The organism is Pseudomonas putida, from assembly GCF_003228315.1.
GTDB lineage: Bacteria > Pseudomonadota > Gammaproteobacteria > Pseudomonadales > Pseudomonadaceae > Aquipseudomonas > Aquipseudomonas putida_S.
Map to the genome: position 1 here is coordinate 4,538,530 of NZ_CP029693.1, position 13,733 is coordinate 4,552,262.

General features: G+C 60.7%; 14 protein-coding genes. 4 read left to right on the forward strand and 10 right to left on the reverse strand.

The genetic code is table 11. The annotated features are described in order from the left end of the window. Positions 1 to 39: 39 nt before the first annotated feature. From DKY63_RS21325 to gpmI, 4 genes are all read right to left on the reverse strand, one after another. Complete coding sequence (locus DKY63_RS21325; protein ID WP_110965894.1) at positions 40 to 816, reverse strand: divergent polysaccharide deacetylase family protein; 777 nt, start codon at positions 814 to 816, stop codon at positions 40 to 42. A 2-nt stretch (positions 817 to 818) separates the two neighbouring features. Next, on the reverse strand, positions 819 to 2,138 hold the full coding sequence (locus DKY63_RS21330) for a S41 family peptidase (RefSeq protein ID WP_110965895.1): 1,320 nt from the start codon (positions 2,136 to 2,138) through the stop codon (positions 819 to 821). A 31-nt stretch (positions 2,139 to 2,169) separates the two neighbouring features. Next, positions 2,170 to 3,465, reverse strand: a complete 1,296-nt coding sequence (locus DKY63_RS21335) for a murein hydrolase activator EnvC family protein (RefSeq protein WP_110965896.1) — start codon at positions 3,463 to 3,465, stop codon at positions 2,170 to 2,172. Between the two features lie 231 nt (positions 3,466 to 3,696). Continuing rightward, positions 3,697 to 5,226 (reverse strand): 2,3-bisphosphoglycerate-independent phosphoglycerate mutase, encoded by a 1,530-nt coding sequence (gene gpmI, locus DKY63_RS21340; protein WP_110965897.1) that lies wholly within the window; start codon positions 5,224 to 5,226, stop codon positions 3,697 to 3,699. A 151-nt stretch (positions 5,227 to 5,377) separates the two neighbouring features. On the opposite strand from gpmI, the gene DKY63_RS21345 reads away from it, so the two are divergent. The 3 genes from DKY63_RS21345 to secB are packed head-to-tail and all read left to right on the forward strand — an operon-like array spanning position 5,378 to position 6,589. Next, positions 5,378 to 5,791: a rhodanese-like domain-containing protein gene (locus DKY63_RS21345; protein WP_110965898.1), complete on the forward strand. Its 414-nt coding sequence runs from the start codon at positions 5,378 to 5,380 to the stop codon at positions 5,789 to 5,791. A 1-nt stretch (position 5,792) separates the two neighbouring features. Continuing rightward, positions 5,793 to 6,047 carry a glutaredoxin 3 gene (grxC, locus tag DKY63_RS21350; protein ID WP_110965899.1) on the forward strand — a complete coding sequence of 85 codons (255 nt, stop codon included), beginning with the start codon at positions 5,793 to 5,795 and terminating at the stop codon, positions 6,045 to 6,047. A 56-nt stretch (positions 6,048 to 6,103) separates the two neighbouring features. After that, a complete protein-coding gene (gene secB, locus DKY63_RS21355) occupies positions 6,104 to 6,589 on the forward strand; it encodes a protein-export chaperone SecB (RefSeq protein WP_110965900.1) in 486 nt (161 codons plus the stop codon). 132 nt (positions 6,590 to 6,721) lie between these two features. On the opposite strand, the gene trmL is transcribed toward secB, so the two are convergent. Further along, entirely contained in the window at positions 6,722 to 7,177 is a 456-nt protein-coding gene (gene trmL / locus DKY63_RS21360) for a tRNA (uridine(34)/cytosine(34)/5-carboxymethylaminomethyluridine(34)-2'-O)-methyltransferase TrmL (protein WP_110965901.1), read from the reverse strand. On the opposite strand from trmL, the gene DKY63_RS21365 reads away from it, so the two are divergent. After that, positions 7,176 to 7,616 (forward strand): hypothetical protein, encoded by a 441-nt coding sequence (locus tag DKY63_RS21365; protein ID WP_110965902.1) that lies wholly within the window; start codon positions 7,176 to 7,178, stop codon positions 7,614 to 7,616. The two genes, trmL and DKY63_RS21365, sit on opposite strands and share 2 nt — an antisense overlap. A gap of 525 nt (positions 7,617 to 8,141) precedes the next feature. On the opposite strand, the gene ntrC is transcribed toward DKY63_RS21365, so the two are convergent. The 5 genes from ntrC to glnA all read right to left on the reverse strand — a co-directional run bounded on the left by ntrC (position 8,142) and on the right by glnA (position 13,694). After that, positions 8,142 to 9,578: a nitrogen regulation protein NR(I) gene (gene ntrC, locus DKY63_RS21370; RefSeq protein WP_110965903.1), complete on the reverse strand. Its 1,437-nt coding sequence runs from the start codon at positions 9,576 to 9,578 to the stop codon at positions 8,142 to 8,144. Then, positions 9,575 to 10,660 carry a nitrogen regulation protein NR(II) gene (gene glnL, locus DKY63_RS21375; RefSeq protein WP_110965904.1) on the reverse strand — a complete coding sequence of 362 codons (1,086 nt, stop codon included), beginning with the start codon at positions 10,658 to 10,660 and terminating at the stop codon, positions 9,575 to 9,577. The genes ntrC and glnL overlap by 4 nt, the downstream gene beginning before the upstream one ends. A gap of 221 nt (positions 10,661 to 10,881) precedes the next feature. Then, positions 10,882 to 11,499: a DUF4124 domain-containing protein gene (locus DKY63_RS21380; RefSeq protein ID WP_110965905.1), complete on the reverse strand. Its 618-nt coding sequence runs from the start codon at positions 11,497 to 11,499 to the stop codon at positions 10,882 to 10,884. Beyond that, on the reverse strand, positions 11,496 to 12,011 hold the full coding sequence (locus tag DKY63_RS21385; protein ID WP_110965906.1) for a DUF4124 domain-containing protein: 516 nt from the start codon (positions 12,009 to 12,011) through the stop codon (positions 11,496 to 11,498). Before DKY63_RS21385 ends, DKY63_RS21380 begins: the two co-directional genes overlap by 4 nt. Positions 12,012 to 12,287: 276 nt before the next feature. After that, positions 12,288 to 13,694, reverse strand: a complete 1,407-nt coding sequence (gene glnA / locus DKY63_RS21390; RefSeq protein ID WP_110965907.1) for a type I glutamate--ammonia ligase — start codon at positions 13,692 to 13,694, stop codon at positions 12,288 to 12,290. Between the last annotated feature and the right edge of the window lie 39 nt (positions 13,695 to 13,733).

Genomic DNA, 13,733 nt, shown 5'->3' on the forward strand with positions numbered 1-13,733 from the left:
GGTGTCTGGCGGTAGCTATCTATTGATGTCTGGCGGAGGTTATCGGTAGGTACCGTCTTTGCCATGGGCGGCCGTGGCCCGATTTCCGCGCACGCTGATCATCTGCCGGATATCAATCCAGTCGATTCCCTGGGACTTGAGCTTCGGCATTTCCCGCTCGAGTACCGCCAGCGTCTGTGGATAAGGGTGGCCAATCATCACCGCCGAGCCCTGCTTGCGTGCCAGCTCAATAGCGGTTTGCAGCTGGGTATAAATGGCAGCTTCAGTGCGCTCGTCATCAAGAAACACATCCCGCGAGACGCTCGCCAGATCGATCTTCTGTGCCTGTTGCGCTGCCACGGTCTGCGCGCTTGTGCGGCTGTCGACGAAGAACTTGTGCCGGCGTTGCAGCTCACCCATCAACCACGCCATGGCGACGGGTTGCGCAGTCATGCGGCTGCCCATGTGGTTATTGATGCCGGCGGTGTAGGGCACCATTTTGAAGGCGGCGTTGAGGCGCTTTTCGAGTTCTTCGATGGGTAGTTCAGGATGCCAGGCGAACGGGCCGGTGGCCGGGTCCATGGGCATATGCAGGATGACGATCTTGCCGGCACGGTGGGCTTCGCGGGCGAATTCGGTGGCGTGGGGTGTGTCGGGCATGATCGCCGTGGTGACCGGGCCGGGCAGGGCCAGCACGCGGCGATCCCGGGGCAGGTTCTGCCCCAGGTCATCGATGATCAGCGTCAGGTAGGCCTTGTGAGGTGCCGACCCGGCGGGTTCGGCGTGAACCGTACCCGCCAGGCAGCACAACAGAACGAGGATGAAGCGCAGACCCATCCTCAACGGCCGGAGGTGATGCTCAGCCCTTTAAGCAGGCTCAGGGCCTGGGCCAGTTGGTAGTCGTCGTCTTGCGGCATGGCCTTGGCCTTGGCGCCGGAACCGGTCGGTTTGTCTTCGCCGCCGTTGCCATTGCCCAGGTGACCTTGCAGGTCGGCTTCCTTGAAGTAGTCGCCGTCCTGTTCGCTGGTGATCTTGGCCTTGCGCACTTCGATGTCCGGGACGATGCCCTGGGCCTGGATCGAGCGACCATTTGGCGTGTAGTACAGCGCCGTGGTGATCTTCAGTGCGCGATCGTTGTTCAGCGGCAACACGGTTTGCACCGAGCCCTTGCCGAAGCTGGTGGTGCCCATGACTACCGCGCGCTTCTGATCCTGCAGTGCACCGGCGACGATTTCCGAAGCCGAGGCGCTGCCGCCGTTGATTAGCACGACCATCGGCACGGCCTCGCTTTCGTCCTTACCGGTGGCGGAGAAGCGCAGTTCGGAGTTGGCGATGCGACCCTTGGTGTAGACGATCAGGCCTTTGGTGATGAAGTGATCGACCACTTCCACGGCCGCCTGCAGTACGCCGCCCGGGTTGTTGCGCAGGTCGAGCACGATGCCCTTGAGCTTCTTGCCGTTGTCCTTGCGCAGCTTGGCCAGGGCCTTGGAGACCTCTTCGCCGGTCTTGACCTGGAACTGGGTGATGCGGATATAGCCATAGCCGGACTCCAGCAACTGGCTCTTCACGCTTTTCACTTGAATGATGGCGCGGGCCAGGGTCACGTCGAACGGCGTGCCACCGTCGCGTACCAGAGTCAGGGTGATTTTCTGGCCGATCTTGCCGCGCATCTTGTCCACGGCTTCGGTCATGCTCTGGCCGCGAGTCGGCTGGCCGTTGATCTTGACGATGAAGTCGCCGGCCTGGATGCCGGCCTTCGACGCCGGGGTGTCATCGATGGGCGACACCACCTTGATGAAACCGTCCTCGGCGCCGACTTCGATGCCCAGGCCGCCGAATTCGCCGCTGGTGCTTTCCTGCAGTTCGGCAAAGTCTTCAGGGCCCAGGTAGGCAGAGTGCGGGTCGAGGTTGCTGAGCATGCCCTTGATGGCGTTTTCGAGCAGGGTCTTGTCGTCCACGGGCTCGACGTATGCCGCCTTGATGCGGTCCATGACCTCGGCGAAGGTGCGTAGCTCTTCCAGCGGCAATGGCGCCTTGGTGGTCGCTGCAGTGCCCGCAGGTGCGGTCGCCGGGGTTGGTTGAGCAGCGAACGCCAACGGCGCGCCGATCACCAGGGCGATCGTCAGGGCCAGCGAGGTAAGGCGGGACAAATGCAGCATGTCGAACGAACTCCTGAATTGGATGGCACGCTTATCCTTGTGTGCGACACCATTGTGCCGGGTCACTTGGGTGACCCTGCTGACGAATCGCAAAATACAGCGCCGGGGTGTCCTGTCCGCCACTGTTACCAACAGTGGAGATGGACTCACCGGCTTTCACCACATCACCCGCAGACTTGAGCAGCGTCTGGTTGTGACCGTAAAGACTCAAAAAACCGTTGCCGTGGTCGAGGATCACCAGCAGCCCGGCGCCCCGCAGCCAGTCGGCGAACACCACACGACCGCCGTGCACCGCATGTACGGCGCTGCCGGCGGAGGCGCCGATCATCACGCCGTCCCACTTGGTCCGTGAATCATCGCCACGGGTTTCACCGAAGCGCGCCAGCAATCGGCCGTCGACAGGCCATGGAAGCTTGCCGCGGGTAGACGCAAACGGACCGCCAAAAGTTTCGCCGGAGCTTGAAACCAGTGCACCAGGCGTTGATCTGACCGGTTTACGTGGGGCTTCATCGCTGGCATCCGCCTGCTCCTGGGCCTCACGTAAACGCTTTTTTTCCGCTTCCTGCTGGGCGATCAGCGCTTTTTGCCGCGCTTCTTCTGCCTCACGAGCCTGGCGTGCCAGGGTTTCCTCAATGGTTTTAAGGACTTTAGACAGGTCTGCCTGATCCTGCTCGCGGGCCGCCAGTTTTTGATCGCGAGCCTTCACGTCGTCATTGAGCTTGGCCAGGGCCTGCTGGCGCTCCTGACGGACCTTGTCGAGTTCGGTGCGCTGGGAATCGAGATTGCCTTGCTGCACCAGCAGCTGGGCCTGCTGTTTGGCGATGTCCTGTTCGACATTGGCCAACTGGCGGAGGGTTTCGTTGAAATTCTTCAGCTGTTCCAGGCGGGCCTGGCTAAGGTAGTCGTAATAGGTGAGGGTACGGGCGAATTTTTCGGGATTCTGCTGGTTGAGCAGTAGTTTCAGGTATTCCTGGCGACCGTTCTGGTAGGCGGCCCGGGCCTGGATGGCGATCAGTCGTTGCTGTTCAGTGCGCGCGCTCTGGAGTTTTTTTTTCTCCGCATCGAGTCGCTGCAGCTCGGCTTCGCTCTTCTTGAGCTCTTTTTGCAGGGCTTCGACCTGCTTCTCGAGCTTGCCCATCTCGGTTTCAGTGCCCTTGAGGTCTTTCTGCACGCCGGATTTTTCTTCCTGCAGCTTGCTCAAAAGCTTCTTCAGCTCGGCAATGTCCTGGCGCGTGGCTTCCAGCTGCTGTTGGGTTTGCGCGCGCTCGTCCGCGAAGGCCGGTTGGAGCAGGCAAGTCAGAGCAAGGGCTATCAGGACGCGAAGCATAGAGGCGGGCAGCACCAGGGAAAGGGACGGCCTAGTATGCCCGCCCCACGCTGCAAAAAAAACGCCCAATTGGGGCTGTGTGATAACTGGGCCGAAAAACACCGCAAACCCCCTGTAGGAGCGAGCCTGCTCGCGATGGCGTCCTAACATTCAACATCGATATTGACTGTTAGATTGCTATCGCGAGCAGGCTCGCTCCTACAGGGACTTGCGGTGTTTGGTAAAGCCGGATTAGACGAGGATCGAAGTCCCGGTCATTTCCGCCGGCTTTTCCAGACCCAGCAGCTTCAGCATGGTCGGCGCCACGTCCGCCAGTACGCCGCCTTCACGCACCTTGAGGTCGCGCTTGCCGACATAAATGAATGGCACCGGTTCTGTGGTATGGGCGGTGTGGGCCTGGCCGGTGGTTTCGTCGGACATCTGCTCGACGTTGCCGTGGTCGGCGGTGATCAGGGCTTCGCCGCCGACTTTTTCCAAGGCATCAACGATGCGGCCGACGCACTGATCCAGGCATTCAACGGCTTTCACCGCCGCTTCGAACACGCCGCTGTGGCCAACCATGTCGCCGTTGGCGTAGTTGACCACGATCACGTCGTAGCGCAGGTTTTCGATAGCCTCGACGATGCGGTCGGTGACTTCCGGCGCGCTCATTTCCGGCTGCAGGTCATAGGTGGCGACTTTCGGCGACGGGATCAGGATGCGCTCTTCGCCCGGGAACGGCTCTTCGCGACCCCCGGAAAAGAAGAAGGTCACGTGGGCGTACTTCTCGGTTTCGGCGATGCGCAGTTGGGTCTTGCCGTTTTTCGCCAAATAGTCGCCCAGCACGTTTTCCAGGCTGCCAGGGGCAAAAGCCGCCGGGGCCGGGATGCTGGCGGCGTATTGGGTCAGCATCACGAAGCCGGCCAGTTTTGGCTGACGGCGGCGTTCGAACTCCTTGAAATCGTCTTCGACGAACACACGGGATAGCTCGCGGGCACGGTCGGCGCGGAAGTTCATGAACACCACGGCGTCGCCGTCTTCGACTTTCACCGGCTCCCCGATAGATGTGGCTTTGACGAATTCGTCGCTTTCGCCGCGCTCATAGGCGGCCTGCAGGCCTTCCTGGGCGGTGGCGGCGTTGAATTCGCCCTGGCCGTCGACGATCAGGTTGTAGGCCTGGGCCACACGATCCCAACGGTTGTCACGGTCCATTGCGAAGTAACGACCGATCAGGCTGGCGATGCGGCCCTTGCCCAAGGCCTGGAAGGCGGCGTCGAGCAGTTCGATCGACGATTGCGCGCTTTTCGGCGGTGTATCGCGGCCGTCGAGGAAGGCGTGCAGGTAGATGTTCTGTGCACCGCGCTTGGCGGCCAGTTCGGCCATGGCGACCAGGTGGTCCTGGTGGCTGTGCACGCCGCCATCGGACAGCAGGCCCATGAAGTGCACGGCTTTACCGGCAGCAACGGCTTTATCCACCGCCGCGCAGATGGTCGGGTTCTCGAAGAATTCGCCGTCGCGGATCGATTTGGTCACGCGAGTGAAGTCCTGGTACACCACGCGGCCGGCGCCGAGGTTCATGTGACCGACTTCGGAGTTGCCCATCTGGCCGTCCGGCAAGCCGACGTCCATGCCGCTACCCGAAATCAGGCCGTTCGGCACGGTGGCCCACAGACGATCGAGTACGGGCTTCTTCGCCGCGAACACAGCGTTGGATTCAGGGCTGTCACTGTGACCGAAGCCGTCGAGAATCATCAGGACCAAAGGTTTAGGCGTGGTAGTCATGGAATCCACTCGGCTGAGATAAAAAGGGGCGATGGAAAAGGGAGTGGCAGTTTAAAGCGAAGTTCCGGCCACGTCACCGCCGGACGGGGTTTGGCCCACCTTGGGGGCTGTGTATACTGGCCGACATTTTAATGCCCTGGAACCTCCTTCGATGGTTGCTCACCTGATTGAATTCGCCACCAACCACTACATCCTTGTCGGTATCTTCGTCGTACTGCTGGCTTTGCTGATTGCCTATCAAATGCAGGGCGGCGGCCGTAGCCTGAGCACCGGCGAACTGACCGCTCTGGTCAACAAGGACGCGGGCGTGGTGGTGGACATCCGTCCAAGCAAGGACTACGCCGCCGGTCACATTGTCGGCGCCGTGAACATTCCTCAGGACAAACTGGCTGCACGCATCGGCGAGCTGGAAAAGCACAAGGCCAAGACCATCATCCTGGTCGACGCCCTCGGTCAGACCGCCGGTACCCACGCTCGCGAACTGATGAAGGCCGGCTTCACCGCCGCCAAGCTGTCCGGTGGCGTTTCCAGCTGGAAAGCCGACAACCTGCCGCTGGTGAAGTGATATGAACAACGTCGTCGTCTATTCCAGCGATTACTGCGGTTACTGCTCGCGAGCCAAGCACCTGCTTGCAAGCAAAGGCGTGGCTTTCGAAGAGATCAAGGTCGATGGCAAGCCTCAGGTGCGCGCCGCCATGGCTCAGAAAGCCGGACGCACGTCCGTGCCGCAGATCTGGATCGGCAGCACCCACGTAGGTGGTTGTGATGATTTGTTCGCCCTGGAACGTGCCGGCAAGCTCGACGCGATGCTCAAGGCCTGAGTTCCTTACCCAAAATAAGCAAAACTAAAAGACCCCTGGATCAAGAAGGATCTGCGATGACTGACCAACAGAACACTGCTGCGAACGAAGAAGAAACTGCACCGCAATTCTCCTTGCAGCGCATTTATGTGCGTGACCTGTCCTTCGAAGCCCCGAAAAGCCCGGCGATCTTCCGCCAGCAGTGGGAGCCGAGCGTCGGTCTGGATCTGAACACTCGCCAGAAGGCACTGGAAAACGACTTCCACGAAGTCGTGCTGACCCTGTCCGTCACCGTGAAGAACGGTGAAGAAGTGGCGTTCATCGCCGAAGTGCAACAGGCCGGTATCTTCCTGATCAAGAACCTGGACGCCGCTTCGATGAGCCACACCCTGGGTGCGTTCTGCCCGAACATCCTGTTCCCGTACGCGCGCGAAACCCTGGACAGCCTGGTGACCCGTGGTTCGTTCCCGGCACTGATGCTGGCTCCGGTGAACTTCGATGCGCTGTACGCGCAAGAGCTGCAGCGCATGCAGGCGGCCGGCGAGACTCCGACCGTTCAATAAGCGGTCTCAAGCGTCAAAGCAATTTCAATGTGGGAGCGAGCCTGCTCGCGAATGGGGAGTGTCAGATGACATCAATGTCGCCTGACGCACCGCTTTCGCGAGCAGGCTCGCTCCCACATTTGTTATGCGCTGTTATTTGAAGTCGTTCTGCCGCCAGGCCTCGTAAACGGCCACCGCCACGGTATTGGACAGGTTCAGGCTGCGGCAGCCTTCACGCATCGGCAGGCGCAGGCGTTGTTCGCCGGGCAGGGCATCCAGCACTTCGGCGGGGAGGCCACGGCTTTCCGGGCCGAACAGGAAGGCGTCACCCGGGGCAAAGCTGACGTCGTGGAACGGCCGCGATCCCTTGGTGGTGAAGGCGAACAGCCGTGGATGGCCCAGGCTTTCCAGGCAGCTGGCCAGGTCCGCATGCCGTTGCAGGGTGGCATACTCGTGGTAGTCGAGGCCGGCCCGGCGCAGGCGCTTGTCGTCCATTTCGAAGCCCAGCGGTTCGATCAAATGCAGGTGGCAGCCACTGTTGGCGCACAGCCTGATAACGTTGCCGGTATTCGGCGGAATTTCCGGTTGGAAAAGGATGACGTGAAACATGCACGGCTCCGAAGGTAAAGATGTGCGGCATTCTACGCCGCAACCCGACGATCGTTCGAAACTATTCCCGCGCGTCATGGCATCGCTGGCGATTGTCGGCGTCATGGTGGGCATGATGATCGGTCGCCTGACCACCCCCGATCCCACCGAGTTGCAGCAGGTCGAGGTAACGGATGGCGGATTGGTGGTGTGGTTCAACAACGAGCCCAAGACCCATGGCGAGATCGTCGACGGCAGCCTTGCGCTGCTGTTCGAGGCAGAAGGCAAGGCGCAGCAAGGTCAACTCAAACTCAACGACAAGAGCGTGAACTGGCGGGTGCGTTTGAGTGATGAGGGGTTGCTGATGACGGTGGTGGCGGCCCGGCCGCTGCAGGGCGACTGGGCCGGTAGCGAGGTCGATGACCGCTGGCGGCTGGAGATCCATCTCCGGGAGCAATAAAAGAGGGAATCCCCGGCCTGCCTGTACCAAGGTCCCCAAAAGGGCGGGTTCGCGCACGATGTCGTGAACCCGGTGTAAAGAGGGAATCCCAGGCCTGCCTGTACCAAGGACCCCAAAACGGCAGGGCTCGTCGCTTGTGCGGTGTGAGCCCGATGTAAAAGAGGGGATTCCCCGGCCTGCCTGTACCAAGGTCCCCGAAACCGGGAAGTGAACTGATTCACTGATGAGACCATTGCAGGGGGCGTGCCAGGTTTTAACAAGTTGAAACAGAAAGCTGTTTAATATCGCTGAAAGCCCCGTGATTCGGGGCTTTCGTGTTTTTTCGATAGGGGTTCGATTGCGAACTTCGGTGGGATTTTGTGTCAGTCGCCGTGCGCGATTGCGGTTCACGGTGCATTGCGGCGGTGCATCGGGTCTTCAAAAGCATCGCGGGCAAGCCTTGCTCCCACAGGGTTTACACATAACCTGTGGGAGCAAGGCTTGCCCGCGATTGGGTCTGAACGGCGACGAAAATGTTAAGGCTGTTTAGCTTTCATCCCCCTCATCCTCATCCCCGCCATCCACCTTCATCCCCAGCTCCTTGATCTTGCGAGTCAGGGTATTACGCCCCCAGCCCAGCAACACCGCGGCATCCCGACGACGACCCGCCGTATGCTTGAGTGCGGTTTCGATCATGATCCGCTCGAAGGCGGGTACGGCGCTGTCCAGCAGGCTCGACTGGCCGCGAGCCAGGGCCTGGTCGGCCCATTGGCGCAGCGCCTGCTCCCAGTTGGTCACCGGTGCCGAATCCTGCGGCAGGCTCAGCAGCTCCGGCGGCAGATCGCCGATGTGCACTTCACGACCGGAAGCCATCACTGTGATCCAGCGGCAGGTGTTTTCCAGCTGACGCACGTTGCCTGGCCACGGCAGGTTCTTCAGGTATTCCTCTGTCTCGTTTTTCAGCAGCTTCGGCTCGACGGCCAGCTCCTGCGCGGCGCGGCTGAGGAAGTGCTTGGCCAGCGTCGGAATGTCCTCACGACGGTCCGACAGGCGCGGAATATGGATACGGATCACGTTCAGGCGATGGAACAAGTCCTCGCGGAATTTCCCGGCGTGCACCAGGGTTTCCAGATTCTGGTGGGTCGCGGCGATGATCCGCACATCGACCTTCACCGGCACATGCCCGCCCACGCGGTAGAACTCGCCATCGGCCAGGACCCGCAGCAGACGCGTCTGGGTGTCGGCTGGCATGTCGCCGATTTCGTCGAGGAACAGCGTGCCGCCGTCGGCCTGCTCGAAGCGCCCGCGGCGCAGGTTGGCAGCGCCCGTGAAGGCACCTTTTTCGTGGCCGAACAGCTCGGACTCCATCAGATCCTTCGGAATCGCCGCCATGTTCAGGGCGATGAACGGCGAAGCCGCGCGCGGGCTGTGGCGGTGCAGGGCGTGGGCCACCAACTCTTTACCGGTGCCCGATTCGCCGTTGATCAGCACGGTGATGTTGGAGTGACTCAAGCGTCCGATGGCACGAAACACTTCCTGCATCGCCGGCGCTTCACCGATGATTTCCGGGGTGCGGGTCAGCGCGGGAGCGACTTCCAGGCCTTGCTGCTCCTGGGCGTGCTGGTTGGCGCGCTTGACCAGCGACACCGCTTCGTCGACATCGAAGGGCTTGGGCAGGTATTCGAATGCGCCGCCCTGATAGGACGCGACAGCGCTGTCCAGATCGGAATGCGCGGTCATGATGATCACTGGCAGCCGAGGGTGCTGTTCGCGAATCCGTGCCAGCAGGTCCAGGCCACTGGCGCCGGGCATGCGAATGTCGGAGATGATCACGTCCGGTTGCTGGCGGGCCAGGCGGCTCATCACGCCATCGGCGCTGTCGAAGCTCTGCGTGGTCATGCCTTCCTGTTGCAAGGCTTTTTCCAGGACCCAACGGATAGAACGGTCGTCATCGACGATCCACACGGTTTCACTACGGCTCATGTCGATGTGGCTCCTTGTTCCAGTGGCAGAAAGATCGAGAACGTGGTGTGGCCGGGGTGGCTGTCACACTCGATCAGGCCCTGGTGCTGGCTGATGATGTTCTGGGTAATGGCCAGGCCCAGCCCGGTACCGTCCGGGCGACCGCTGACCATGGGAAAGAAAATGGTTTCCTGAAGTTCCGCAGGAATGCCCGGGCCGTTGTCGATGATTTCGAGCTTGGTCACCAGGCGATGGCGCACGTGGCCGATGGTGAATTGGCGCATGGTGCGAGTGCGCAAGGTGATGCGGCCCAGGCGCAGTTCGTTCTGGCTGCTGATGGCTTGCATCGCGTTGCGCACGATGTTCAGCACGGCCTGGATCATCTGTTCACGATCGATCAGGACGTCGGGAATGCTCGGGTCGTAATCGCGCACCAACGTGATGCAGCCCTGGCTTTCCGCCTCGACCAGCTGACAGACGCGCTCCAGCACTTCGTGGACGTTGCACATGGCCAGCGATGGCAGCTTGTTGGAGCCAAGCATGCGATCCACCAGATTGCGCAGGCGGTCGGCCTCTTCAATGATCACATTGGTGTAGTCGCGCAGGCTGTCTTCCGGCAGCTCGCGGGCCAGCAGTTGTGCCGCGCCGCGAATCCCGCCCAGCGGGTTCTTGATTTCATGGGCCAGGCCGCGCACCAGCATCTTGCTGGTTTCCTGCTTCGACAGCTGCGCCTCTTCCTTGGTGATCCGCAGCAGGCGATCGCGGGGGTGGACTTCGAGCAGCAGCATCGTGTCGCCGCCACTGAGGATCGGCGTGACCGCGTAATCGACCGTCAGGGTCTGGCCGGTGAGGGCCGTGAGCATGGCTTCGCGCTTGGTGAACGGGTGGGCCTGCTGGACCGCCTGGCGTAACGAATTCAGGGCTTCGGTGGATTCGGTAAAAAGTTCGCTGATGAACTGGCCATGGCTGCGCTGGCCGCTGATGGCCAGGAGCATTTCCGCCGCCGGGTTCATGTACTCGAGGCGCAACTCGGCGTCGAGCAGGATCGTCGCCGTGGTGAGGTTGTCGAGCAGCAAGCGGTGTAGTGCGTCACTGATGGTCATTCAGGGACCTCTTTTGGCGCATGAATAAAAAGCCGATGCGAGGAAACTGCAAGAACCAAACCAAGGCTCCGAAAAGAAGCGCGCGGCCCCTGAAACAGGCGTTTGACGCTCGATTGCGTGGCGCTATGCCGGCTTTGGCGGGTCGTTTCGAACCAAAATGGGTTGCAGCGGGAAAACGATGCAACTATTCGCACCAATATAGTGCGCAAACCTGAACAGGGTTAGAAGAAGCGCAAAAACGGATTTTTTTCTTCCACAGGTTTGTCGGCGAGCGGGCATTCCGGGCGCTGGCCGAAGTCTTCTAGGGTGCAGGGTTTGACCTTGCGTTTTTGCGCCAGCGACATGCGCAGCATGTGCATCGGCTGATTGGCGGTGCGTTCGACGATCTGGCCTTGTTCGTCGAGGATTTCAACCGACAGTTGATGGGTGCCTCGGTCGACGTTGGTCAGCGGGAACACCGGACTCAGGCCGGGCTCGGCGGTGGGTTGGCCGTCGAGTAGCAAGCGATATCGATGACCGTGTTGCAGGCCCGGCTCGCTGGTGACGCTGACAATGATTTCGCCGGCGGTGCTGCGCACGGTGGCATCCGGTTCCGGCACCAGAATGCGCAGCAGGTCATAGCGAAACGGGGGTTTATGCTCGGGCTTGCGAGTGCTGGCGATGGCAGGCGCAGTATTCATGGCGGGCATTCGATTGCCGGTTGCCAGCGGTACATGTTTGGCGTTGCCAGCTTTTGGCTGGTCGGTGAACACGCGATTGCCTTGGGCATCGACGTAGGTGAACACCTCTGCCGAGACGGGCAGCGCAAGCAGGCAGGCGATCAGCAGCCAGGCCTTCAAGGCTTGTGCACCCGTTGCACGGTAAAGGTCACCGTGGGGCTTTGCTGTATGACCGTTTCCCCGTCGATCACTTGCACAGCCAGGCTGTGCTGTCCGCGATCGATGTTGACCAGTTGCAGAGCCGGGACATTCCCTGCTTGACCGTAGGGCTGATCATCCAATAGCAGCCTGAACAAATGCGGACCTTGCAGGCGCGGTTTGATCAATACATTGACAGTGAAGGTGCCGTTATTGGCGCGCAGGGCTTCGGTGGAGGGCAAGCCAGCGAGCTCAAGCACCTCGTAGATGCCATGGGGCTGTTCACGGCTGCCGGTTCTGGCTGCTGGTGCGGGCTTGCCCGGCGACTGGGGTTCGACGCTGTTGAGCGGCGGCAGGTCGACCGGCTGGGCGATCACGCCATCGGGGGGCTGGTTGCTGTAGGCGGTATGGCCGTCGGCGTCGGTGTACTTGTAGATCTGCGCGGCGGCGGGCAGGGCGATCAGCAGCAAGATATAGAGGAAAACACGACCCATGAAATCGACCGCAAGTGAAAGCGTTGGGTTGCAGCATAGGTCAGGGGTGGCGGTTGTCTCAAACTGTTAACACTTGGGCATGATTTGCCCGGCTTCCTGTAGGAGCGAGCCTGCTCGCGATCGCGGATTAACATTCAACATTGAATGTGACGGTCATGCCGCAATCGCGAGCAGGCTCGCTCCTACAGGGGATTCAGTGGCCATTAAATCGCGGGCATAAAAAAGGCCTCCCGAAGGAGGCCTCTTGTTCACGCCGCTTGCGCAGGCGCTACCGGATCAGCAGCTGTAGTACAGGTCGTATTCCAGCGGGTGTACGAAGGTACGTACCTTGATCTCTTCTTCGCTTTTCAGGGCGATGTAAGCGTCGATGAAGTCGTCGCTGAAAACGCCGCCTTTGGTCAGGAACGCACGACCCTTGTCCAGCTCTTCCAGGGCTTCTTTCAGGCTGCCGCAAACTTGTGGGATCTCTTTGGCCTCTTCAGGCGGCAGGTCGTACAGGTTTTTGTCAGCGGCATCGCCAGGGTGGATCTTGTTCTGGATGCCGTCCAGGCCAGCCATCATCAGTGCGGCGAAGCACAGGTACGGGTTGGCAGCCGGATCCGGGAAGCGCGCTTCGATACGGCGGGCTTTCGGGCTCGACACGTAAGGAATACGGATCGAAGCGGAACGGTTACGGGCCGAGTAGGCCAGCATCACTGGAGCTTCGAAGCCTGGAACCAGACGCTTGTAGGAGTTGGTGGCCGGGTTGGTGAAGCCGTTCAGGGCCTTACCGTGCTTGATGATGCCGCCGATGAAGTACAGGGCGGTATCGGACAGGCCGGCATAGCCTTCGCCTGCGAAGGTGTTCTTGCCGTCTTTCCAGAGGGACATGTGTACGTGCATGCCCGAGCCGTTGTCGCCGTACAGAGGCTTAGGCATGAAGGTAGCGGTACGGCCGTAGGCGTCGGCAACGTTGTGCACAACGTACTTCAGGGTTTGGGTTTCGTCGGCTTTCTTCACCAGGGTGTTGAACTTGACGCCGATTTCGTTCTGGCCGGCAGTTGCCACTTCGTGGTGGTGAACTTCGACGGTCAGGCCCATTTCTTCCAGTGCGTTGCACATGGAGGTACGGATTTCGTGGTCGTGGTCGAACGGTGGAACCGGGAAGTAGCCGCCTTTGACGCCTGGACGGTGGCCCTTGTTGCCGCCTTCCACGTCCTGGTCGGACATCCACGAACCTTGTTCGGAGTAGATCTTGAACATGGAGCCGGAGATGTCGGACTTGAACTTCACCTGGTCGAAGATGAAGAACTCTGGCTCTGGGCCGGCGTAGGCGGTGTCACCGATGCCGGTCGACTTCAGGTACTCTTCGGCGCGCTTGGCGATCGCACGTGGGTCGCGGTCGTAGCCTTGCATGCTCGAAGGATCGACGATGTCGCAAACCAGGATCAGGGTCGGCTCTTCGGTGAACGGGTCCAGTACGGCAGTGCTGTCGTCCGGCATCAGGATCATGTCGGAGGCTTCGATGCCTTTCCAGCCAGCGATGGAGGAACCGTCGAACATCTTGCCGACTTCGAAGAAGTCTTCGTCCAACGCGTCGCGAGCCGGCATGGTCACGTGGTGCTGAGTACCGCGGGTGTCCGTGAAGCGCAGATCAATCCACTTGACGTCATGATCTTTAATGAGTTGAACCGACTTCGACATACTGTCCTCCGGGGTGGCTTAGGGCGGGTAGTGGATGCC